The following is a 20,958-nucleotide window of genomic DNA, read 5'->3' as shown; positions in this document are numbered from 1 at the left end:
ACGCTTAACCGGCCTGCCCATCCAGTCTCGGCGTTGTCAATATCGGTGCGTAATAAAACGCGAACAGCGAAAATGCCGCCAACCAAAAGTAAGTCGAAACCATCACCAAACCGCCGTACCAAGCCGGCAAGATGGCGGGAAACAGCACCCGGAACAACGCTGCCAGATTAATCAGCACAAACGCCAGCGCCATCACATTCGACGTTTTTAATGCCCTGCCGGTATGGCCTAAGGCGACGCGCGCCATCATACCCAAGGTTAAAATGCCGATACCGCCCACGGTAAAAGCATGTAAAGCCAAAGATTGCGGTACCAGGCCAAAAGCCGCCAAGGACACCAAGCCAAAGCCAAGAATCACCCAACCGTAGCCGACGTATAAAACCCACAGCAGTGGCACAAACCAAATTCGCGGATTGTACCAAGCAGCCACCCGCACGATATTGATCACAATCGCCGCCACCGCAGCGATAGCCAACAAGGCGCCGGAGACATTCAGCATCAATAGTGCAAATACCGCCAGACTCACTACAACAGCAGCGATATCTAGCGCGGGATTGCGGATACAAATGACACCGGACAAGCCTCGTTCGGTGAAAAACGGAAACACCCGGCCGGCTATGACCAAAATCATCGCGACGATAACTGTAACCACCAAAATCAGACCGAGCGCGGCACTATCGGCCATAAAACCCAACACTTGGGTATGGATCAAGCCATTGCCCAAGGCCAATAACAGCAATAACGCGATAAACACCAGATTCCTGTAATTAGCGGTTTTCAAAATCGGTTTACTAATGAAATAGGCCAAGGCTGGTAGAAAGACAAAATCGACGGCACCTATCAACACATCAGGCAATAATTCCGAATAAAACGGCAAAACCCTGCCATAAATCCACAGAAAGCAAAGCGACGCCAACTGATCCGGCGTAACGGTTTGCAGACCCGTCCAGTTTCTCACCGCTGTGAGCAAAAAGCCGGCAATCACCGCCGTCGTGTAACCAAGCAACATTTCATGAGCGTGCCAAGTGCTGCCGCTGAAATAGTTATCGATATGCAATGAACCGTTCGACATCGAATTCCACAGCGCAATCAAAGCCAGAGCCGATAAACCCGCCAACGCGAAGAAAGCCCTAAAACCCATCGCAAACAGTGGATAATCAAAAACCGGTTTGTTATTCATGCAAACGCTCCTCCAGCCAATCGATTTCGTTATTCGAGAAGCCGGCGATTATACGCACTTCTCGGTTAAAGGGGCCTTTGGGTTTGCCCTTGAAATAATTCAGAATCAAGTCCTTGAAGCAATGTTCGGGTTCTAAACCGCGCCGGCTGGCCAGGGTATTGAACCAATAAGAACCACGTTCCACATGCCCGACTTCGTCGTTATAAATCCGCGTTAAAATTGCCACTCCGGGCTGATCTTCGATGGCAGCAAGCTTATCCATCATGGCTGGCGTCACGTCCAGACCGCGCGCCTCCATACAACGCGGCACGATCACCAGCCGAGCCAAAATATCATTGGAGGTATCTTCAGCGTGCGACCACAGCCCGCGATGCGCAGGCAAATCGCCGTAATCGAATCCTAAACCAAGCAAATGTTTGCGTATCAACTCGAAATGCTGGGCCTCTTCGTCGGCAATGGTGAGCCAATCTCTATAAAAATCGTCAGGCAAACCGCGAAACCGGTAAACGATGTCCCAAGCCAAATAAATTGCCACAAACTCGATATGCGCCAGCGCGTGAAAAAATGCTGCCTTTCCTTCGTTGGAATCCAAGCGACGCTTGGGCATATCGCGCGGCATCAATAATGTCGGCCTGCTCGGGAATACCGTATGACTGATCGGCAATACATCTCCTACTGCCTGCAAAGACAGCAGGCCGTCATCCAATAACTGCCTGGCTCGATGGGTTAAAACAAGTTTTTGCTCAATATCGCTATCAAATAAACAGCGCTCCGCAAAATCAGACAAACACTGCGCCTGCTCCGCCAAAATCAAAGTTCCCGTTCTCACATTAAACCGGTAAGCACATCCCGTCCGAGAGCAAAGCGCGTCAAATAAATGGATTAAGCCTGTCTACCACGCTCTCGGGAATGGCCGATATTCTTACTTTTTGGACATAAAGAAATAAACGGTCTGACACTTCAAAACCATATTGTTGCCGGCTTTTTCGATAGCCTCGCAGGTTTCCATCTTTGAACGACCCGGCGCGGCCTGTTTGACAATTTTGCCGCCTTCAACGGAATAATTCAGCACCGCGCGCATTTGGTCAATTCTGGCATGCGAATCGTTTTCATGGGTCATACCCTCGATCGTGCCGTCTTCTTTAAACGTCCAGGTGGTATTGGAGCTGCGCGCTTTGCTGCCGTCGCTGGTGTTCGACTCTTTGTCGATTTGCCATGTACCCAGAAGATCGGCTTTGGTCAGCTGTACTTCCGCTAAGGCATTAAAAGATAAAAGCAGCAAAGCAACAGCGGGGAGTTTGATAAATTGCATGGTAAAGCCTTATGGGATTATGTTTTTAGAGCCGCCGATTGTAGCATGGAGCCGGAGGCAGCCCCTTTTAGTTGACTGCGGCAGCTATACTCAAGCCAAACTCGCTGTATTAATGTGCCTTGCCAGTCGATTGCGGCGCCCCTACAATCGCCCAACAACACGATTTAGCAGCACTAAACCCACCCGTCGCGACACGCCCATCACTTGTTTGCCGAGATTATATGTCCGAAGACATCCTACATTTTACCTACCGCCTGAATGCGGAAGATTACGACAGCACGGATTTCCTGATAGAAGTTGACAAACAAAGCATGACGCTGATTTCCGCCGCACCACCGCCCTATCCTTTTTGGACGGAGCTTATCTATCAACAATGCCGCAATTGCCCATTAAATCCGGAACAGACTCCGCATTGTCCTGTCGCGATTAATTTGGTGTCGCTGTTGGATTTATGCGGTCACTTGGTATCCCACAAGCAAATGACCGTAGAGGTAATTACCGACCGGAGAACGATACGCGCCGATACCACAGCGCAACATATCGCCAGCTCGATTCTCGGCTTAATCATGGCCACCAGCCCATGTCCGCATACCGAATTTTTAAAACCGATGGCCCGCTTTCATTTACCGCTGGCTGATCAGACTGAAACGATTTATCGGGTAACGACCATGTTCCTACTGGCGCAGTATTTTCGCCAAAAAGACAAGCTGCCCTATTCGCTGGAACTGGATGAACTGCTCGCGCTTTATCAAAATTTACAAGTTATCAACCTGCATTTAAGCCAACGATTAAAAACGGCTATTAGCGAAGACGCAGCGGTAAACGGCGTGATTTTGCTGGACTTATTGTCAAAGTCCGTTTCTTGGTCAATAGAAGACGGGCTTGAGGAAATTCATCATTTATTCGATGGTTACCGCAAACCTTTCCAATAGTCCAGCCTCAGGTTTAGCAATAGAAACCAACAAGAGACTTATCATTGTCTGCCTCTTATTTTTTTCGGTAAAAACCGGGATAATAAGCAATTGATATACCAATTTATCCAAGCATCATGACCACCGAAATCAGCGCAGAAGCCAATAGACGCAGAACCTTTGCCATCATCTCCCACCCCGACGCCGGTAAAACCACCATTACCGAAAAACTGCTGCTGTTCGGCGGTGCGATTCAATTGGCCGGTTCGGTAAAAGGCCGGAAAGCAGCGCGTCACGCCACCTCCGACTGGATGGAAATGGAAAAAGAGCGGGGGATTTCCGTAACCACTTCTGTAATGCAGTTTGAGCATAATGATTGCATCATCAATTTACTGGACACCCCTGGCCACGAAGACTTTTCCGAAGATACTTACCGCACATTGACAGCCGTAGACTCCGCGTTGATGGTGATCGACGTAGCAAAGGGTGTTGAGGACAGGACCATCAAATTGATGGAAGTCTGCCGCCTGCGCGATACTCCTATTCTGACTTTCATCAATAAGCTGGATCGCGAAGGCCGCGAGCCGATCGAACTGCTCGACGAAGTCGAAAGCGTACTAAAAATCCAATGCACACCAATGACCTGGCCGATTGGCATGGGCAAGCGCTTTAAAGGGGTTTATCAGCTGTATAAAGACGAAATATTGCTGTTCAGTCCGCACCACGGTGGCCGTATCGCCAAAGCCGAGGTCATCAAAGGTCTGAACAATCCCAAACTCGACGAACTGCTGGGTTATCAGGCGGAAGAATTGCGCGACGAGATCGAGCTGGTCAAAGGCGCCAGTCATGAATTCGATCACGCTAAATATTTAGCTGGTGAACAAACCCCGGTGTTTTTCGGCTCGGCGATCAATAATTTCGGCATCATCGAATTGTTGGACGCCTTCGCGGAATATGCGCCTGGGCCGCGTTCGCGGCAAGCCGAGCAGCGCGAAGTCATGCCCGATGAAGAAAAATTCACCGGCTTTGTGTTTAAAATCCAAGCCAATATGGACCCGGCGCACCGCGACCGCGTAGCCTTTTTGAGAATATGCTCCGGTAAATTCGATAAAGGCATGAAGGTCAATCATGTGCGCATCGGTAAAAATATCCAGGTCGCCAACGCCATTACCTTTCAAGCGGACAGCCGTAAAAACGTCGAGGAAGCCTATCCCGGTGACATCATAGGCTTACATAACCACGGCACTATTCAAGTCGGCGACACCTTTACGCAGGGCGAAGCCTTAAAATTTGGCGGCATCCCCTACTTCGCGCCGGAGCTGTTTCGCCGCGTGGTGTTGAAAGATCCGCTGCGCGCCAAAGCCCTGCAAAAAGGTTTAATTCAATTAACTGAAGAAGGTGCGACCCAGCTGTTCCGACCACTGAAAAACAACGATTTGATACTCGGCGCGGTGGGTATTCTGCAGTTTGACGTTACTGCCCATCGCCTAAAAAACGAGTACAACGTCGAATGCGCTTACGACGTGTCGCCGATCAACACCGTGCGCTGGGTCAGCGCGAAAAATCCGGCTAAGCTGGAAGAGTTTAAAAACAAGGCGTTCGAAAATCTTGCCGAAGATGGCGGCGGCTATTTGGTCTATCTGGCCAGCAGCCGGGTTAATTTGCAATTAACTGAAGAACGCTGGCCGGATATAAGCTTTAGTCAGACCAGAGAGCTTTGATAGCGCATTCAAAAGCCAATCTTTTAAGTCGACACATGCGGAATCGCTTAGGCTAAGCGATTCCTAAAAAGCTTTTTCGCAGCCGATAAATCACCCGCAGCCGTTGATTGCCAACGAAAAACGCCGCGCCGCTATACGCTAGCGTAAAAACACACCTCAATAACAGTTCGCTAAACACTTAATATTTATAGAAATATTTACGTAAGGGATATACACTGCTCCAGAAGATCCGATAAAGATACGACTTTAAGCAACATCCGCAGGAGTAAGCTTATGCGCACACTTTACTATAGTCACCCGGATTTTTTGGGCCACGACACCGGCGTCGCCCATCCGGAGAGCATCGACCGGCTCCATGTGATCGAACAAGCATTGTCGGCACCAAAATTTGCGCAATTGCAACGAATCGCCGCCGATATTCCCACCGACATCCAAGACAAGATTGGCTTGATACACAGCAAAGCCATGATTACGAAAGTACTATCAACGATCCCTGAAGAAGGTTACGCAAATTTTGACGCGGATACCGTGGTATCGCCCGGCTCCAAACAAGCAGCTCTGCGCGCGGTGGCCGCAGTGTGCGATGCGGTCGACAGGATTTGCACCGGCCAAAATGCTAGGGCCTTTTGTGCCACCCGCCCTCCCGGCCATCATGCCATGCCGGATTATGCGATGGGCTTTTGCTTATTCAACAATATCGCGATTGCCGCCGAATATGCCCGCAGCCGCTACGGCTTAACCCGGATTGCCATCGTGGATTTTGACGTGCACCACGGCAACGGTACCCAAGCGGCTTTTTGCGAACAGCCGCAAGTGCTATATGCCTCCAGCCATCAATGGCCGCATTACCCCGGCAGCGGCCACCCCTCGGAAAGCGGTGTGGGGAATATTATCAACGTTCCCCTCCCCACCGGCAGCGCTGGCGATGTGTTTCGGGACAAATATCGCCAGTCCATTTTGCCGGCGGTGAAAACATTTAATCCGGAACTGATTTTGATATCCGCCGGTTTCGACGCCCATCGCGACGACCCCTTGGCCTCAATCGGTCTTGTAGATGATGATTATCGCTGGATTACCGATGAATTGATTAGCGTCGCCGATGCCTGCTGCCAAGGCCGAATCATTTCAGCATTGGAAGGCGGCTACAATTTAAGCGCGTTGGCTAACAGCGTTGCCGCGCATGTCGACAGCTTGATGGGGAGCCCAACTAGAGGCGAATGAACCGCCTCCCGTCTCAAAAAACCGCGTTTATTGCAGATTAGGCAGGGTATAAACGTAGTCGCTGTCTTTCATAGGTAAATGACAAGCAAAGCACGGTGCGGACTTTTCCTGGTCCAGCATTTTTAAGGTTTTACCTTCCCAAATGCCGAAGCCCCAACCGCCGGTTTCCGCATATTTCTTACTGTCTTTCACCATCGCTTCAGCGGCGGTGAACTCGCCCGGTACGGTTGCTTGTTCCCAGTTGGGATGTTTTCTTTCCGCCCATTTGATTTTGGCGATGATACTGCCGTCCGGCCAAGGTTTTACTTTACCTGCACGAGCGGCATTGATAGCCACATGGTTGCCGACGATGGCCCGTATGCTGTTTTTGTCGTGCCGCAAGGATACGCCCAGCAAACGCCAGTCGCGGTAGTCACCATGTTCGGGTTTAACGGTCGACTGGGTTTCCGCGAAAGCCAGACCAAACGGCATTGAAATCGCAGCGGCCAACCATAACCCACTGAAAATAGTTTTGTTCATCTTCTTGTCCTCCTTATTTAATGGATATCAAGTCTTAATTATACGCCGGCAAGTTGCAGCTAACGCGTGTTCAATCAAGCCGAATAAAACTAGCCAATGACGATGGCGAATTAGCGGTAAAGCCAGCCAAAGCAGCGGGTTTCTAAGCTAATCCGCCAACAGCAATCGACGCTGACATGCTACCATTTTGCGAACTTTATCACGCAGTACACCGATTACTTTCGAAAGGAATTCGCCATGTCCGGCACCAATAAACAATTACCGTCCATTTTTTTCTGGGCTTGTGTCGCCCTGACTGGCGCCTTCGCCGTCGGCGGCATTGCCTTACAGCGCGGTGAAAGCATTAATAGTATGTGGCTGATCGTCGCGGCGATTTGTATTTACGCGCTGGGCTATAGGTTTTACAGCGCCTTTGTCGCCAGCAAAGTGTTGGTATTGGACCCCAGCCGCGCCACACCTGCCGAACGTTTCGACGATGGCCGCGACTTTATGCCCACCCACAAATGGGTGGTGTTCGGCCACCATTTCGCGGCGATTGCCGGCCCCGGTCCGTTGATCGGGCCTACACTAGCTGCCCAATTCGGCTATTTGCCGGGTACTTTGTGGATTTTGATTGGGGCCGTTTTAGGCGGCTGCGTACAAGATTTCGTCACGCTGTTTTTCTCGATCCGCCGCGACGGCCGTTCCTTGGGACAAATGGCCAAGGACGAATTAGGGGCGATCGGCGGCACCGCAGCCATGATAGGCGTGATGATGATTATGGTGATCCTTATCGCGGTACTGGGCTTGGTGGTAGTCAATGCGATGAAACACAGCCCCTGGGCCACGTCCACCGTAGCCGCAACCATCCCGATAGCCGTACTGATGGGCTGTTACCTACACCACTTGCGGCCTGGCCGGGTTTTGGAAGCCACTTTGATTGGCGTCTCGTTGCTGATTTTTGCGGTACTGGGCGGCGGCTGGATCGACGATAACGCTAGCATTCGCGGCTGGTTCGATTACGACGCGCCGCAACTAGCATTGATGGTGATTTTGTATGGTTTCGCGGCAGCGGTATTGCCTGTCTGGCTATTACTCGCTCCGCGCGATTATTTATCGACATTTATGAAACTGGGAACCATCGCCGCGCTGGCAGTTGCCATTGTCGTTCTGCGCCCGGAACTAAAAATGCCTGCCCTCACCCAATTCATCGACGGCAGCGGACCCATCTTTGGCGGCAAGCTATTCCCCTTTGTGTTTATCACCATTGCTTGCGGAGCCATATCCGGTTTCCATGCGCTGATTTCCTCCGGCACCACGCCCAAATTGCTGGCTAACGAGCAGGATGCCCGCTTCATCGGTTACGGCGCGATGATGATGGAATCCTTCGTCGCCATCATGGCGATGATTGCCGCCTCGGTCTTGGAGCCCGGCGTGTATTTTGCAATCAACAGCCCGGCCGGCATCGTCGGCAAGGAAGCGGTCGATGCGGTTGCCAAGATCAGTGGCTGGGGCTTCCCGGTAAGCGTCGAGCAGATGCAAACCCTAGCAAAAACCATGGGTGAATCGACGCTCTTCGCCCGAACCGGCGGCGCGCCATCGCTGGCGGTCGGCATGGCTAGTTTGTTCGCACAAGTGTTCGGCGAACATCTGCTGGCAGCCTGGTATCACTTCGCGATCATGTTCGAAGCCCTGTTTATTTTGACCACCTTGGACGCCGGCACCCGTGTCGCCCGTTTCATGCTGCAAGACATGTTGGGCAATATCGGTCTCGCCAAAACCAACAGCTATCCCAGCATCCTGCTGACCAGCGGTTTGGTGGTTGGCGCCTGGGGCTACTTCCTGTACATGGGCACCATCGATCCGCTAGGCGGCATCAACAGCCTGTGGCCCTTATTCGGCATTGCCAACCAAATGCTGGCCGCGATTGCCTTATGCGTCGCCACCACGATATTGGTGAAGTCGGACAAACTGAAATACGTGTGGGTAACTGCCGTCCCTTTGGCCTGGTTGATAATCGTCACCAGCACCGCAGCTTGGGAAAAGTTGTTCGCCGCCGACTTACGGGTAGGATTTCTGTCTCATGCCGCCGATTTATCCGCCAAACTCGCCAACGGCGCGCTACCCGCCGAGCAAGTCAAAAACGCCCCGCATCTGATTTTCAACGATTATTTGAATGCCGGCTTGACCAGCCTGTTCATGCTGATCACCTGGCTGTTGCTGGCGGATACCTTACGGGTGATTTATTGCATCCTCGCAGGCAAAAACTACCCGCAATCCAGCGAATCGGCGCATATGCCGAGCCGGCTCGTTGAGGAATGGGTGAGGGATTAACATTTTCCAGTATCAATTGTGCCTTTAGGGACAGCTTGACCGCTATGATTGCTTTATTGGCAATTGGCCTGAATTCATGCTGACAATTCGATGAACCGAATTTGATTTAATCAGGTATTGACAGGCAAAGATCAGCTCCAAGCTCGGGTTGATATATTTAATCTTGAATGCTGGTTTGAAGTATAAATCAGCCATTCAAATAACAAAGGGTGGACAAGCAAAACTCAAAAATAGCCGCACAATTGGCGTACAATTGCATCAAATCGATTGGAGGAAGTTTATATGCCTACGCCAGAAACCACCAAACAAGAACGCATGCACATTCGCATTGATGCCCTTTCCAAGCAAAAGCTGGAAAAAGCCGCCAGCTATAGCCACAAAAAACTATCCGAATTTGTGTTGGCTCAATCGCTGGCCGCTGCGGAAAACATCATCAACGAGCACGAGCAAATCACCCTTTCCCCTGCTGATTGGACATTGTTTTTGGACGCTCTGGAAAACACGCCGGCCAGGAATGCTAAATTGAAGCAAGCCCTGGCACTCCATCAGCAATCGGTTGTTCGGGATTGATGCCACTCAAAATCGAAGCGCTAGGCGCCAGCCACCTACGCAAAGCCTTCGACTGTGGCGACAGCAGCCTAAACACTTACCTACAACAATACGCCCGCCAAAACGTTAAACACCGCCTAAATAAGGTGTTCGTGGCGACCGATATCAGCGCGCCGCAAACCATCCTTGGCTACTACACCCTCAGTGCCGGCAGCGTACGCGCAGACGACTTGCCGCCAGAACATAAAAACCGCCTCCCCAATTATCCGGTGCCGGTGGCGTTATTAGGCAGGCTCGCGGTTGATAAACAATATCAAGGTCAACACCTGGGAACGATACTACTAGCCGATGCCGTGCAACGTGTGGAACAAGCCAGCGCCGTGATGGCGGTTTATGCGGTCGTGGTGGATGCGCTGAATCCGGCGGCAGCTGAGTTTTATCGGCAGTTTGGTTTTATCGCATTTTCAGGGTCGCCGTTAAAATTATTCTTACCGCTAAGTAGCTAAACTACAGGGATTAATACTCGCCAATCGAATTGGCTTATTTATCCTTACGATGCAATAATCGAAATGCGCCAATCCTATGGCTACGCTCGATTAATTCTTTGGTAAACGCATCTTGAAGCAGCCAAACGACCTCAGAGACATATATTGGAGCAAGCAAGATAACAGCAACCAAAATATTTAATCTCACTATTTGACTTAATGACCCAATAACAAACCAAATCAAGTAAAAACAGCAAATCAATAGAAACAATATAAAGAAAGAATTCACTTTCCCTATTTCATAATTCACCGCAAAATAATTGCCGCGAATTTTCTTGATCTTCCTTAGCCGCCTCGCCGAGATAAGTCTAAAAGTTTTTCTAGCAAAATTAGAAGCAAACCTCGCCAACTTTCCTACCAGAAAAACAAAACTGGTAAAGAACAATCCATCAAACCACCACGCAGGACTATTTATATTAGCTATGATCTCGTCCATAACAACTCGTACAAATTAAAGTTAATCCTCATCCTGCACCGCCACCGTCCAAATGCGCTTTAACGGCAATTCGGCTTTTAAATCGTCGTCGAGGCGGTCGTAGTGGGCGAAGAGTTGTTCCAGTAGTTCTTTTTGCGTCCACAGCCGCACCCTAAAGAAACTGGCGGCAAGTTCCTTTTGCACGTTGTTTTTAAAGCCGCTCCAAGACACGAACAAGCCTTCGTCGGCGCCGAATTTAGCAACGGCGCCCAACAGTTTGTCCACAGTCGGTCGGTCAATCGGATTGGCTTCGGATTTGACTTCCACGCACAAGCGCGGCGAACCGAAACCCAATGGCCCGGCGCCGGCCAGAATATCTGCTCCGCCGTCGGCGCCTTGCGGGCTGCGGTAAGTGGTATAGCCCTGGGCTTTGAGGATGGCTTCCACCAAACGGGTTAAATCGTGGCCTTTGAAACGGGCGTCGACCAGGCGGGCGATTTGGTCTTGCGCCAATTCCGCCAAATTCGCAGTAGTGGCGGCATCGTCGGCGATGGGCGAACCGGGCTGAATGGTCGCCAGCAGACTTTCCGCCTTCCAGCCGTTGGCTTGCATCGCCGCCAAACGTTGCTCGGCGTTGTTGCGTTGAATGCGGCAAATAGTCAGAAACGCGCCGAAGGAATACAGCAAATCCTGACCAAAATGGGCGCGCGGTATCGCCTCGCCGATCCACTTTACCGAACGCCAGTGATAAAACGGATTGGCCGCTTTGGCATCGAATTGATAATCGCCTGTCACCTCGCCGATATAAATAGCGGGTTGGCTTTTCAGTGGCAGCACCAGCCAGTCGCCCGGCTGAATGTCGTGCGCGAACGGCCACACCTGGCTTACCCAATTCTGGATCGCCTTGGGCTTGCAATCGGCGTAACGGTTATTCATCGCCACCGTCAAATCGCCCCGCTGCTTGAGCTTGGATAGATTCACGTCCAGTTTGTCCCAGGTCACGTAAACCTGGTTTTCCTGGATGAATTTTTGTTCAAATTCGCCGTGCGAGCCGGCGCGGATTAGCCAGATTGCCATAGCTTAACCTCCTTGGGTTGCGGTGATGTTGTGCAAATAAGCCAAGGCCTCGGCTTCCAACCTACGCTTCACCTTGCCAAACCCTGTTCACCCGTTCGTCGTCGCGGATGCGTTCCAGGATTTGATAAATCCGGCCGCAGTCGCGGGTTTGCATGGCGATACCGTAGCGCTGGTTAATCGCATCCACCAAGGATTGATAGTCTTCTTCGGTGATTCCCGGCAGAAAGTCGCTAAGCTCGGAGCGATTGGTAAAAAACGCCAGCGTATCTGGGCCGAAATCCAGAAACGGCCAGAGAATGTGTTGCAAAAAATCCTCCAGCAAATCCGGGTCGTCATATACCCGGTTTGGGCCATCCAGTTCGTCGTCGTTCATTTGGTTTTCTCCTTTTAGCTGATGCTGTCGCAAAACGTAGGTTGGGCTGAATGCAATGAAGCCCAACATTTTGATTTCTTTGGGCTTCGCTCTGCTCAGCCCAACCTACGTTTTTACGACACCTTCCCGTTTACGGTGATGTCGTGCAATTAGGCCAAGGCCTCGATTTCCGATTGCTCGATGGCGATTTCGACCGCGCGTTTGGCGGCTTCGAGGAGTTGGGTGGCGCGTTGTTTAGCTTGGCGAGCGGATTGTAGAGATTGTTCAACCGCCTTTTCAGTAGCCGTTGAAAATTTTGGTATCGGCAGATTTAGCAAATCGGATTCGGAAATTGCCGGGTACATGCTGGCGCTGGTATACAAATCCATCAATTTACAAATTAGGGGTAGCCGTAGATAGGTCAGCAATACGTCGCCGCTAATTTGCTTGGGCTGCAAAACGACAAAACCCGAAGAGCAAACAAAGCCGTCTTGCTCTTCGCTAATCAATGCCGACAAACGCCGATTAGGCCGTACCGTGGAAGCTATGACATCGTTGGCTCTGACGTGCAGTGTCGCCCGGCTTGGCGCTTCGCGTTGCGATAAATATTGCGCTTGAGCCGTTCCATCGTTATTAAATCACCTTGGAAAACTGCTGCTGTTTCTGCGCCAGATATTTGTCAAACACCATGCAGATGTTACGGATCAGCAAGCGGCCGGCCGAAGACACTTTGATGCTATCGGCGCTTAGTTCAAGCAAGCCGTCATCTTTCATAAGGCGCAAATTATCCAGTTCAGGCGCAAAATACTCGGAAAAATCGATATCAAATTCTGATTCAATTTTGCTGAAGTTCAGTTCGAAATGGCAGATCAACCGGGTGATCACCGCTCGGCGCAGTTTGTCGTCTTCATCCAAATCCACGCCGCGAAATACCGGCAACTTGCCTTGCGAGATAGCCGCGTCGTATTCGTCCAGTTCCTTGTAGTTTTGCATGTAGGCATCGCCGACCCGGCCAATCGAAGTCACGCCCAAGCCCACCAAATCGCAGTCCGAATGGGTGGAATAGCCCTGGAAGTTGCGATACAGCTTGCCTTCGCGTTGCGCCACGGCCAGTTCGTCGTCCGGTTTGGCGAAGTGGTCCATGCCGATATAAACATAACCGGCATCGGTCAATTTCTTGCCGACCATCTGCAGGATTTCCAGCTTCACCGCCGCTGTCGGCAAATCGTTGTCGTTGATTTGCCGCTGGGTTTTGAAACGGCTGGGCATGTGCGCGTAGTTAAATATCGAGAAACGATCCGGTGCGTAAGCCAGCACCTGATCCAGCGTGGCGGCGAAGGTTTGTTCGGTTTGCAGTGGCAAGCCGTAGATCAAATCGATATTAGTGGAACGAAAGCCTTCCTTGCGGGCGGCTTCCAAAACCGCGAAAGTTTGTTCCTTGCTTTGCAGGCGGTTCACGGCTTTTTGCACGTCCGGATCGAAATCTTGCAAGCCCAGACTGATGCGGTTAAAACCCAGTTCGCGCAATTGAGCGATGGTTAAATCGTTGGTTTCGCGCGGATCCACTTCGATGGAATATTCGCCGCTGTCGTCGTCACGCAAATTGAAATGCTGACGGGTGGTGTCCATCAACCGCTTCATTTGCTCGTAGCTTAAAAACGTCGGCGTGCCGCCGCCCCAATGCAATTGATTGACCGGGCGGCTGTTATCGAACAGCTTGCCCTGCATCGCTATTTCTTTGCAGAGGTTTTCCAGATACGGCACCGCATGCGCACGGTTCTTGGTGACGATTTTGTTGCAGGCGCAATAAAAGCAAACGGTGTCGCAAAACGGAATATGAAAATACAGCGACAGCGGCCCGCCGGCGGCATTGGACTTTTCAATGTGCTGTAAATACTCGGCCTCGCCGAAGCCTTCGTGCAATTCCAGTGCGGTCGGATACGAGGTATAGCGCGGACCGGATTTGTCATAGCGTTTGATCAAGTCCAGGTCGAATTTGATTGATTGATCCATTACTGCACTTCTTGATTGATGGTAATACTGACGCTGGGATTACCCGACACCGAATCCAGCTGCGCCGCGCCGATCAAATCGCCTGGTTGCGGCATCGCGTTACCGGTTTTGGAAACCCTGGCGACGATGCGCAGTTGCTTGAAATCGGCCAGATGGGTTTGCGGCTGCATCGCTACGCTGTCGTTCAGTATGACACTGGCCGGCAAATCGGCTACCTGTTTACGGATGATGGCAAGCGGCATTTTCGGACCGTTCACTGCCTGCGCATAGATAAATACGGTATGTTGCGGTTGGACTTTGGTTTTCACAGCATCGTCCAGCATTACTTTCACCTGAATATCCACTGCCGCAGCCGATGACTCGGAGACTTGCGGCTTTTGCTGCTCGGCCTCAGCCATTTCGATCATTTTCTGCACTTGTTGCTGGCTTTCATTATCAGCGGGCAGCAAGCCGGAGAGCTTTTTCCAATAGCTAATCGCTTGCGCGAAATCCCCAGCTTCGGCCTTAGCCATCCCGGCTAGCCACAGGGCGGTGTGATCATCCGGCAGCAACTTTAAGGCTTGAAAAACCAATTCGGCGGGTTCTCCGCCCATTTGCCCGTTACGTGCCATCGCCAAGGCATCGGCATAACGCAGCATTACCGCAGGATCGTTGGGCTTGCGCTTGTTCAACTCGGCGAAGACATCGGCTGCATTTTGGTATTGCTGCATGTAGACATAGGAGCGGCCCAGCATCAACCAGCCTTCCAGATCATCCGGCTGTTGTTTAAGCCGTTCTATTAGCTGCTTGACCATATTTGCCACATTGTCGGCGGCTTTTTGATTGTTAGCCGCTAACTCTGCCTTGGCCAATGCTTGAGGCTCACCAAGCATGCCATACAAAAACAGACTTAACAGCGGGACGAAAATGACGATTATCGGTATTATCCAGCGGCCGGTTTTATCGTTTGCGGTTAATGCAATAGGTCCTTCCAAGTCATCCAGCAAGGTTAACTGCAACTCGCGATATTGAGCCTCGTACTGTTCTTGCGACAATACCCCATTCTGCAATTGCAGTTTAAGCTCAGCCAGTTGCTGACGGGCAATCGCGGTGTTGCGTTGTTCGCCATCGGCAGTGCGCAACGGAGTGCGGTTAAACAAGGGTGGCAACAGCACCAGCAGAGCCAGCGCTATTAATACGGCTATCACTAGCCAAAACTCAAGATTCACGCGTCGTCACCTTTGTCCAGAATACTGTCGAGCTTGGCCTGCTGCTCTTTGCTTAATGGCTCGTCAATCACCGCCGTCTTGCTGCGTAGAACCCAAACCGTGGCCAAACCAATCACTAGGAACAACACTGGTCCCAGCCAAAGCAGCATGGTTTTCAGTTTCAGGGCCGGCTTGTACATCACAAAATCGCCGTAGCGGTCGGTCATGAAATCGACGATATCCTGGCGGGATTTACCTTGTTGTAGCATTTCATAAACTTGCCGACGCAAATCCTTGGCCAAATCGGCATTGGAATCGGCGATGGTTTGATTTTGACAAACCAGACAGCGCAGCTCGGAAATCAGAGTTTGATAGGCCTGCTCCTGCTCGGGTTGTTTGAAGTCGCGGTATTCGATCTCGGCGTGGGCTTGATACACCAGCAGCGATAACATCAGGGCATAGAGAAATTTCATGTGCTTTCCGCCTCCAATTGTTGAATCCACGGCAGAAAGACTTTTTCCAGGTCTCCAGGCTGCACGGGGCCGGTATGTTTATAACGCACGACACCGCGTTTATCGATCACGAAGGTTTCCGGTACGCCGTAAACGCCGTAATCGATGCCGGTACGACCGTCTGCATCCATCACGCTGACGTTGTAAGGATTGCCGTGCTTACTCAGCCAGGCGTTGGCGGCCTGCACTTCGTCTTTATAGTTCAAGCCCACAAGGATCACCTTGTTTTGCTTGGCCAGCTCGATCAATAAGGGGTGTTCTTCGCGGCAGGATACGCACCAGGACGCCCAGACATTCAACAGCCAGACTTTGCCTTTAAAATCCGCTTGGCTTAGGCGTTGTTCCGGCGTGGCTAGAATCGGCAAGTTAAAGGCCGGCGCCGGCTTGTCGATCAGCGGCGAGGGAATCTCTCTGGGATTGAGATTTAAACCGATCGCCAAAAACACCGCCAAGGCGATGAATAAAAAAAGCGGCAACAAATATTTCATTAACTTTGTGAAAGAGGTTTGTTAAGCAAACGATAGCGGCGGTCGCTGGCGGCAATCAGGCCACCCAAGGCCATAAACACCCCGCCCATCCAGATCCAGCGGATGAAAGCTTTGTAGTACACCCGTAAACTCCAGGCACCTTGTTTGTCTAATGGCTCGCCCAGGGCTACGAACAAATCGCGGAATACGCCGGCATCGATTGCGGCCTCGGTCATCGGCATGGTTTGTACCCGATACACGCGTTTCTGTGGTGATAATTCGGCGACAATTTCGCCGTTGTGGCTGACCGTTAAATAGGCTTGCTCGGCGCGGTAGTTAGGACCCTCGGTACTTTTTACGCCATGAAACTGAAACACGTAACCGAACAAATCCAGGGTTTCTTCCGGCGCCAAGCGCACGTCGCGTTCGATACTGTAAACCGAGGTATAGGTGATTCCAATCACGAACACCGCGATACCAAAGTGCGCCAAAGTCATGCCGTAAAAACCGGCCGGAATTTGTTGCAAGCGTTGCCAGGACCAGCTTTGCAGGCGTTGTTTGAAAGCGAGGCCCGTAATCGCCAAAGTCCATAGAGCCAAGCCGGTGCCTAAAGCCGCGCCCCAGGAATAAAACGGCATCAGCAGTGGCGTCAACAGGGCTAAGCCGACACAAGCGGCAATCAACCATCGTACGCGCAAACCCAAAGCTTTCAGGTCGTCGCTTTTCCAACGCATCAACACGCCCAGGCCAACCACCAAGGCTAATGGCGCCATCAGCGGAATGAATACGGCATTGAAATATGGCGGGCCAACCGATAATTTACCCAAGCCCAAAGCATCGACCACCAGCGGATACAAGGTACCCAGCAAGATGCTGGCAGCGGTGACTACCAAAAGCACATTGTTGACCAGTAATACCGATTCTTTGGAAACCAATTCAAAGCGGGCGTGACTTTTCACCCGCGGGGCGCGAATCGCGTACAACAGTAGCGAACCACCCACCACCACGGCCAGAAAGATCAGGATAAACAAACCACGCGCCGGGTCGCTGGCAAAGGCGTGAACCGAGGTCAGCACCCCGGAACGCACCAGGAAGGTGCCGAGCAAACTCAAGGAAAATGCAAAAATGGCTAGCAGCACGGTCCAGGTTTTGAACACGCCGCGCTTTTCAGTGGCAGCCAAGGAATGAATTAAAGCCGTACCCACCAGCCACGGCATGAAGGAGGCGTTTTCAACCGGGTCCCAAAACCACCAGCCGCCCCAACCGAGTTCGTAATAGGCCCACCAACTGCCCAGCGTGATACCCAGCGTTAAAAACATCCAGGCGATGTTGGTCCAGGGCCGCGACCAGCGCGCCCAAGCTGCGTCTAAACGCCCTTCCAGCAAGGCGGCTATGGAAAACGCGAACGCCACCGAGAAACCGACATAACCCATGTACAGCATCGGCGGATGAATCGCCAAGCCCGGGTCTTGCAATAAGGGATTGAGGTCGCGACCTTCCATAGGTGCCGGAAACAAACGGTCAAACGGGTTTGAAGTCAGTAATAAGAACAGGATGAAGCCGATACTGACCAAGCCCATCACACCCAATACCCGCGCTCTTGTAGCATCCGGAATATGCGTGCTAAAGGCGGCAACCAAGCCGGTCCAGATCGATAAGGTCAGTGCCCAAAGTAACAAAGACCCTTCATGTGCACCCCATACCCCGGAAATCAGATAAATCAGCGGTAAGGCGGTATTGGAGTTTTGCGCTACATAAGCTACCGAGAAATCGTGGCTGATAAAGCTGCTGGTTAAACAGGCGTAAGACAAAACCATGAATAACAGCTGACCAAATGCAGCGGGTTTAGCGACATGTACCCAACCGGTGATCGATTTGGCCGCACCCAAGATCGGCAAAGCGCCTTGCACTAGCGCCATGCACAAGGCTAGGATTAACGCAAAGTGGCCTATTTCCGGGATCATGGCTGCGCCACCGGTTTTTTCAGGCTGCCGGCTACTTCGGGCGGCATGTAATTTTCATCGTGTTTGGCCAATACTTCCTCGGCGACGAACACGCCGCGGCTGTCCAATTGGCCTTTGGCGACGATGCCCTGCCCTTCCCTAAACAAATCCGGCAAGATGCCTGAATATTCCACCGTCACTTCCTTTTCGAAATCGCTGAGTTTAAAGCGCACCAATAAATCGGCGTTGGGCCGTTCCACACTGCCTTTCACCACCATCCCACCCAAGCGAAATACCGCGTTGGTCGGCGCTTTGCCGGCGGCCACATCGCTGGTGGAAAAAAAATACATCAGGTTTTCGTTGAAGGCTTTTAAAGCAAAGGTCGCCGCCAAGCCCAGACCAGCCAACATCAGTATGATCAGAAACAAGCGTTGTTTTCGTATCGGTTTCATCGAGCTTGTGACCGTTTTTGTTTGATAGTGAGCTCACGCAGCAACTGCTTGCGTTGCAGGACCGGCAATACAATATTAACGACCAACACCAAGGCCGTCACACCATAAGCCGGCCAGACGTAGATGGCGTAACCGCCCATGTATAAAAAGCTTTCCCAGCTCATGCTTGTTTCTCCAACAGCGATTTCACCCATTGCGAGCTGGTTTCGCGCTTCAGTAATTCCAGTTTGGCGGCCTGCAATACCGCAATCAGATAATAGAACTTGAATGCTACTGCCATCAGCAACAAGGGCACCAACATGCTGACGTGTATAGACGGTTTATCCATTTTGCTAACCGTAGGCCCTTGATGCAGGGTGTTCCACCATTGCACCGAATAGTGAATGATGGGGATATTGACGACGCCCACCAACGCCAATATCGACACCGCTCGCGCCGCCGCCCGCTTTTCTTCGATAGCGCCGTATAAGCTAATCACACCCAAGTACAGAAACAGCAGGATCAATTCCGAGGTTAAGCGCGCATCCCACACCCACCAGGTGCCCCACATGGGCTTGCCCCACAAGGAGCCAGTCACCAAGGCCACAAAAGTAAATCCTGCACCAATCGGCGCACTGCTGATCAGCATCACTTCAGCCAGTTTCATGCGCCAGATCAACGCAATCCCACCCATGACGGCCATCAGCACATAAATAAACAAGGACATCCAGGCCGCCGGCACGTGGATGTATATGATCCGGTAACTATCGCCCTGCTGATAATCGGTAGGCGCCAGATACAGACCGCCATAGAGACCGGCACCGAGCAACACTAGAAAAATAACCGTCAGCCAAGGGATGAAACGATCCGCCAATGCATAAAAATACGGCGGCGACGACGTACGATGAAAAAACCGGCTAACCGGCGCTGGGATCCAAGACATCAATTCACACTCATTTTTAACGCGGCCGCTGTTGGCAGGGGCACTAATACCAGTGCCGACAGCAACATAGCCAATAAAATATTTAGTTGGGCGTTGACCGGCAAACCGCTGGCTGCCCTATCCACGGCGCCGCTGGCGAAAATTAAAACCGGCACATACAAAGGCAATACCAATAAGGACAACAACATGCCGCCCCTGCGTAAGCCGACCGTGAGGGCCACCCCGATGGCGCCAATCAAGCTCAGCAGGGGCGTAGCTAAGATCAATGTCAGCCATAAAGTTCCCATGGCCTGCTCAGGCAAACCCAAAAACACCGCCAGCAACGGCGCCACCAACAACAAGGGCAAGCCTGTTACCAGCCAATGAGCGATGATTTTACCCAGTACCAATATCGATAAGGCATGCGGACTGAGCAGCATTTGCTCCAGCGAACCGTCTTCAAAATCGCTGCGGAACAAACCATCCAAGGATAATAAAGCCGCCAGCAGCGCGGAAACCCAAATCACCCCAGGCGCCATCGCCCGCAACAAATTGGGTTGCGCGCCTACGGCCAATGGAAACAAAGTCACCACCAGCACGAAAAAAAATAGCGGATTGGCCATTTCGGCGCGGCGCCGAAACGCCAACAACAAATCCCGGCGAATGATCGCCCAAAAAGCCTGAATTATTGGCATGCTTGCAGATGAATGCGTTTCAGATTGAGATCGGCCATGCTCAGATCGTGATGAGAAGTCAAAACTGCCATACCGCCTTGGGCGAGGTGCTCGGCCATCAGCGATTCTATCAATTTGATGCCTTGTCTATCCAACGAGGTGAACGGTTCGTCGAGTATCCACAGCAAGTTATGCGTAATCAGCAAGCGAGCCAGTGATAGGCGCCGCTTTTGTCCGGCCGACAGGGTATGCACGGGATTGTCGTCGAATCCGGCTAATTGCACTTTATCCAGCGCTTGTTCGATGTCGTATTTGCCCGCGCTCCCAAGCGCCATTGCAAACTTTAGATTTTCCAACACCGTCAGTTCCTTTTTGGTGCCGTCGGCATGACCGACATAAGCCATGTCGTTGTAGTAGCTACTCTCGGCGATTTTGCTGCCGCACCAATAAATATCGCCGGCGTCGGCTTCTCTAAAGCCGCACAGAATACGCAATAGCGAGGTTTTGCCGCTGCCGTTGGCACCTTCCAGCAATAACACTTCACCGGGGTGCAACGTAAAACTCAAATCGGAAAACAACAAACGCTCGTCGCGAAAACACGATAGCTCACTGGCTTGCAGCGAAGCGTGTTGCGAGTTTTCCATTCATCCATCCTTAGGCTGACACATTACAAGGGGCGCTATCTTATCATTAA

Annotated in this window: 24 protein-coding genes; 6 read left to right on the top strand and 18 right to left on the bottom strand. The window is 51.6% G+C overall.

The window, feature by feature from the left end; translation table 11 throughout:
• Window positions 1-4: 4 nt before the first annotated feature.
• The 3 genes from NP589_RS00295 to NP589_RS00285 form a co-directional block, all read right to left on the bottom strand.
• Window positions 5-1,180: an NnrS family protein gene (locus tag NP589_RS00295; RefSeq protein ID WP_256605150.1), complete on the bottom strand. Its 1,176-nt coding sequence runs from the start codon at window positions 1,178-1,180 to the stop codon at window positions 5-7.
• Window positions 1,173-1,967, bottom strand: a complete 795-nt coding sequence (locus tag NP589_RS00290) for a ferritin-like domain-containing protein (RefSeq protein WP_256605149.1) — start codon at window positions 1,965-1,967, stop codon at window positions 1,173-1,175. Before NP589_RS00290 ends, NP589_RS00295 begins: the two co-directional genes overlap by 8 nt.
• A 135-nt stretch (window positions 1,968-2,102) precedes the next feature.
• A complete protein-coding gene (locus tag NP589_RS00285) occupies window positions 2,103-2,492 on the bottom strand; it encodes a lipocalin-like domain-containing protein (protein ID WP_256605148.1) in 390 nt (129 codons plus the stop codon).
• A 221-nt stretch (window positions 2,493-2,713) separates the two neighbouring features.
• On the opposite strand from NP589_RS00285, the gene NP589_RS00280 reads away from it, so the two are divergent.
• From NP589_RS00280 to NP589_RS00270, 3 genes are all read left to right on the top strand, one after another.
• Window positions 2,714-3,424, top strand: a complete 711-nt coding sequence (locus NP589_RS00280; protein WP_256605147.1) for a DUF6901 family protein — start codon at window positions 2,714-2,716, stop codon at window positions 3,422-3,424.
• A 116-nt stretch (window positions 3,425-3,540) separates the two neighbouring features.
• Window positions 3,541-5,124, top strand: coding sequence for a peptide chain release factor 3 (locus NP589_RS00275; RefSeq protein WP_256605146.1), 1,584 nt, complete (start codon window positions 3,541-3,543; stop codon window positions 5,122-5,124).
• Window positions 5,125-5,397: 273 nt separating this feature from the next.
• Complete coding sequence (locus tag NP589_RS00270; RefSeq protein ID WP_256605145.1) at window positions 5,398-6,345, top strand: histone deacetylase family protein; 948 nt, start codon at window positions 5,398-5,400, stop codon at window positions 6,343-6,345.
• A gap of 27 nt (window positions 6,346-6,372) precedes the next feature.
• Here NP589_RS00270 and NP589_RS00265 read toward each other — a convergent pair whose 3' ends face one another.
• The gene (locus NP589_RS00265) at window positions 6,373-6,864 is read right to left on the bottom strand and encodes a cytochrome P460 family protein (RefSeq protein WP_256605144.1); all 492 of its coding nucleotides are present in this window, start codon (window positions 6,862-6,864) and stop codon (window positions 6,373-6,375) included.
• A gap of 237 nt (window positions 6,865-7,101) precedes the next feature.
• Here NP589_RS00265 and NP589_RS00260 point away from each other — a divergent pair, with 237 nt between their 5' ends.
• The 3 genes from NP589_RS00260 to NP589_RS00250 all read left to right on the top strand — a co-directional run bounded on the left by NP589_RS00260 (window position 7,102) and on the right by NP589_RS00250 (window position 10,232).
• On the top strand, window positions 7,102-9,177 hold the full coding sequence (locus NP589_RS00260) for a carbon starvation CstA family protein (protein ID WP_256605143.1): 2,076 nt from the start codon (window positions 7,102-7,104) through the stop codon (window positions 9,175-9,177).
• A gap of 282 nt (window positions 9,178-9,459) precedes the next feature.
• A complete protein-coding gene (locus tag NP589_RS00255) occupies window positions 9,460-9,747 on the top strand; it encodes a type II toxin-antitoxin system TacA family antitoxin (protein ID WP_256605142.1) in 288 nt (95 codons plus the stop codon).
• On the top strand, window positions 9,747-10,232 hold the full coding sequence (locus tag NP589_RS00250; RefSeq protein WP_256605141.1) for a GNAT family N-acetyltransferase: 486 nt from the start codon (window positions 9,747-9,749) through the stop codon (window positions 10,230-10,232). Before NP589_RS00255 ends, NP589_RS00250 begins: the two co-directional genes overlap by 1 nt.
• 34 nt (window positions 10,233-10,266) lie before the next feature.
• On the opposite strand, the gene NP589_RS00245 is transcribed toward NP589_RS00250, so the two are convergent.
• From NP589_RS00245 to ccmA, 14 genes are all read right to left on the bottom strand, one after another.
• The gene (locus NP589_RS00245; RefSeq protein WP_256605140.1) at window positions 10,267-10,707 is read right to left on the bottom strand and encodes a hypothetical protein; all 441 of its coding nucleotides are present in this window, start codon (window positions 10,705-10,707) and stop codon (window positions 10,267-10,269) included.
• 21 nt (window positions 10,708-10,728) lie between these two features.
• Complete coding sequence (locus tag NP589_RS00240; protein ID WP_256605139.1) at window positions 10,729-11,763, bottom strand: restriction endonuclease; 1,035 nt, start codon at window positions 11,761-11,763, stop codon at window positions 10,729-10,731.
• Between the two features lie 61 nt (window positions 11,764-11,824).
• Entirely contained in the window at window positions 11,825-12,136 is a 312-nt protein-coding gene (locus tag NP589_RS00235) for a hypothetical protein (RefSeq protein WP_256605138.1), read from the bottom strand.
• A 149-nt stretch (window positions 12,137-12,285) separates the two neighbouring features.
• Window positions 12,286-12,633 carry a restriction endonuclease subunit S domain-containing protein gene (locus tag NP589_RS00230; RefSeq protein WP_256605137.1) on the bottom strand — a complete coding sequence of 116 codons (348 nt, stop codon included), beginning with the start codon at window positions 12,631-12,633 and terminating at the stop codon, window positions 12,286-12,288.
• Between the two features lie 115 nt (window positions 12,634-12,748).
• A complete protein-coding gene (gene hemN, locus NP589_RS00225) occupies window positions 12,749-14,128 on the bottom strand; it encodes an oxygen-independent coproporphyrinogen III oxidase (RefSeq protein ID WP_256605136.1) in 1,380 nt (459 codons plus the stop codon).
• Window positions 14,128-15,336: a c-type cytochrome biogenesis protein CcmI gene (gene ccmI / locus NP589_RS00220; protein WP_256605135.1), complete on the bottom strand. Its 1,209-nt coding sequence runs from the start codon at window positions 15,334-15,336 to the stop codon at window positions 14,128-14,130. The genes hemN and ccmI overlap by 1 nt, the downstream gene beginning before the upstream one ends.
• Window positions 15,333-15,788, bottom strand: a complete 456-nt coding sequence (locus tag NP589_RS00215) for a cytochrome c-type biogenesis protein (RefSeq protein ID WP_256605134.1) — start codon at window positions 15,786-15,788, stop codon at window positions 15,333-15,335. The genes ccmI and NP589_RS00215 overlap by 4 nt, the downstream gene beginning before the upstream one ends.
• Window positions 15,785-16,315, bottom strand: a complete 531-nt coding sequence (locus NP589_RS00210) for a DsbE family thiol:disulfide interchange protein (RefSeq protein ID WP_256605133.1) — start codon at window positions 16,313-16,315, stop codon at window positions 15,785-15,787. Before NP589_RS00210 ends, NP589_RS00215 begins: the two co-directional genes overlap by 4 nt.
• Window positions 16,315-18,258: a heme lyase CcmF/NrfE family subunit gene (locus NP589_RS00205; RefSeq protein ID WP_256605132.1), complete on the bottom strand. Its 1,944-nt coding sequence runs from the start codon at window positions 18,256-18,258 to the stop codon at window positions 16,315-16,317. Before NP589_RS00205 ends, NP589_RS00210 begins: the two co-directional genes overlap by 1 nt.
• Window positions 18,255-18,689 (bottom strand): cytochrome c maturation protein CcmE, encoded by a 435-nt coding sequence (gene ccmE / locus NP589_RS00200; RefSeq protein WP_256605131.1) that lies wholly within the window; start codon window positions 18,687-18,689, stop codon window positions 18,255-18,257. The genes NP589_RS00205 and ccmE overlap by 4 nt, the downstream gene beginning before the upstream one ends.
• On the bottom strand, window positions 18,686-18,853 hold the full coding sequence (ccmD, locus tag NP589_RS00195) for a heme exporter protein CcmD (RefSeq protein WP_064010190.1): 168 nt from the start codon (window positions 18,851-18,853) through the stop codon (window positions 18,686-18,688). The genes ccmE and ccmD overlap by 4 nt, the downstream gene beginning before the upstream one ends.
• Complete coding sequence (locus NP589_RS00190) at window positions 18,850-19,611, bottom strand: heme ABC transporter permease (protein ID WP_256605130.1); 762 nt, start codon at window positions 19,609-19,611, stop codon at window positions 18,850-18,852. Before NP589_RS00190 ends, ccmD begins: the two co-directional genes overlap by 4 nt.
• A complete protein-coding gene (gene ccmB, locus NP589_RS00185; RefSeq protein WP_064036987.1) occupies window positions 19,611-20,285 on the bottom strand; it encodes a heme exporter protein CcmB in 675 nt (224 codons plus the stop codon). The genes NP589_RS00190 and ccmB overlap by 1 nt, the downstream gene beginning before the upstream one ends.
• Window positions 20,276-20,908 (bottom strand): cytochrome c biogenesis heme-transporting ATPase CcmA, encoded by a 633-nt coding sequence (gene ccmA / locus NP589_RS00180; RefSeq protein ID WP_256605129.1) that lies wholly within the window; start codon window positions 20,906-20,908, stop codon window positions 20,276-20,278. Before ccmA ends, ccmB begins: the two co-directional genes overlap by 10 nt.
• Between the last annotated feature and the right edge of the window lie 50 nt (window positions 20,909-20,958).

The sequence above is a fragment of the Methylomonas rosea genome, assembly GCF_024505055.1.
In the GTDB taxonomy this organism is placed as follows: domain Bacteria; phylum Pseudomonadota; class Gammaproteobacteria; order Methylococcales; family Methylomonadaceae; genus Methylomonas; species Methylomonas rosea.
The sequence above is the reverse complement of the archived record's forward strand: the minus strand, read 5'-3'. Positions and strand labels throughout refer to the sequence as shown.

Excerpts from the sequence above, each read along its gene's own strand:
- NP589_RS00295 (WP_256605150.1), bottom strand. The coding sequence starts at position 1,180 with ATGAATAACAAACCGGTTTTTGATTATCCACTGTTTGCGATGGGTTTT.
- NP589_RS00285 (WP_256605148.1), bottom strand. The coding sequence starts at position 2,492 with ATGCAATTTATCAAACTCCCCGCTGTTGCTTTGCTGCTTTTATCTTTT.
- NP589_RS00280 (WP_256605147.1), top strand. The coding sequence starts at position 2,714 with ATGTCCGAAGACATCCTACATTTTACCTACCGCCTGAATGCGGAAGAT.
- NP589_RS00275 (WP_256605146.1), top strand. The coding sequence starts at position 3,541 with ATGACCACCGAAATCAGCGCAGAAGCCAATAGACGCAGAACCTTTGCC.
- NP589_RS00270 (WP_256605145.1), top strand. The coding sequence starts at position 5,398 with ATGCGCACACTTTACTATAGTCACCCGGATTTTTTGGGCCACGACACC.
- NP589_RS00265 (WP_256605144.1), bottom strand. The coding sequence starts at position 6,864 with ATGAACAAAACTATTTTCAGTGGGTTATGGTTGGCCGCTGCGATTTCA.
- NP589_RS00260 (WP_256605143.1), top strand. The coding sequence starts at position 7,102 with ATGTCCGGCACCAATAAACAATTACCGTCCATTTTTTTCTGGGCTTGT.
- NP589_RS00255 (WP_256605142.1), top strand. The coding sequence starts at position 9,460 with ATGCCTACGCCAGAAACCACCAAACAAGAACGCATGCACATTCGCATT.
- NP589_RS00250 (WP_256605141.1), top strand. The coding sequence starts at position 9,747 with ATGCCACTCAAAATCGAAGCGCTAGGCGCCAGCCACCTACGCAAAGCC.
- NP589_RS00245 (WP_256605140.1), bottom strand. The coding sequence starts at position 10,707 with ATGGACGAGATCATAGCTAATATAAATAGTCCTGCGTGGTGGTTTGAT.
- NP589_RS00240 (WP_256605139.1), bottom strand. The coding sequence starts at position 11,763 with ATGGCAATCTGGCTAATCCGCGCCGGCTCGCACGGCGAATTTGAACAA.
- NP589_RS00235 (WP_256605138.1), bottom strand. The coding sequence starts at position 12,136 with ATGAACGACGACGAACTGGATGGCCCAAACCGGGTATATGACGACCCG.
- hemN (WP_256605136.1), bottom strand. The coding sequence starts at position 14,128 with ATGGATCAATCAATCAAATTCGACCTGGACTTGATCAAACGCTATGAC.
- NP589_RS00215 (WP_256605134.1), bottom strand. The coding sequence starts at position 15,788 with ATGAAATTTCTCTATGCCCTGATGTTATCGCTGCTGGTGTATCAAGCC.
- NP589_RS00210 (WP_256605133.1), bottom strand. The coding sequence starts at position 16,315 with ATGAAATATTTGTTGCCGCTTTTTTTATTCATCGCCTTGGCGGTGTTT.
- NP589_RS00205 (WP_256605132.1), bottom strand. The coding sequence starts at position 18,258 with ATGATCCCGGAAATAGGCCACTTTGCGTTAATCCTAGCCTTGTGCATG.
- ccmE (WP_256605131.1), bottom strand. The coding sequence starts at position 18,689 with ATGAAACCGATACGAAAACAACGCTTGTTTCTGATCATACTGATGTTG.
- ccmD (WP_064010190.1), bottom strand. The coding sequence starts at position 18,853 with ATGAGCTGGGAAAGCTTTTTATACATGGGCGGTTACGCCATCTACGTC.
- NP589_RS00190 (WP_256605130.1), bottom strand. The coding sequence starts at position 19,611 with ATGTCTTGGATCCCAGCGCCGGTTAGCCGGTTTTTTCATCGTACGTCG.
- ccmB (WP_064036987.1), bottom strand. The coding sequence starts at position 20,285 with ATGCCAATAATTCAGGCTTTTTGGGCGATCATTCGCCGGGATTTGTTG.
- ccmA (WP_256605129.1), bottom strand. The coding sequence starts at position 20,908 with ATGGAAAACTCGCAACACGCTTCGCTGCAAGCCAGTGAGCTATCGTGT.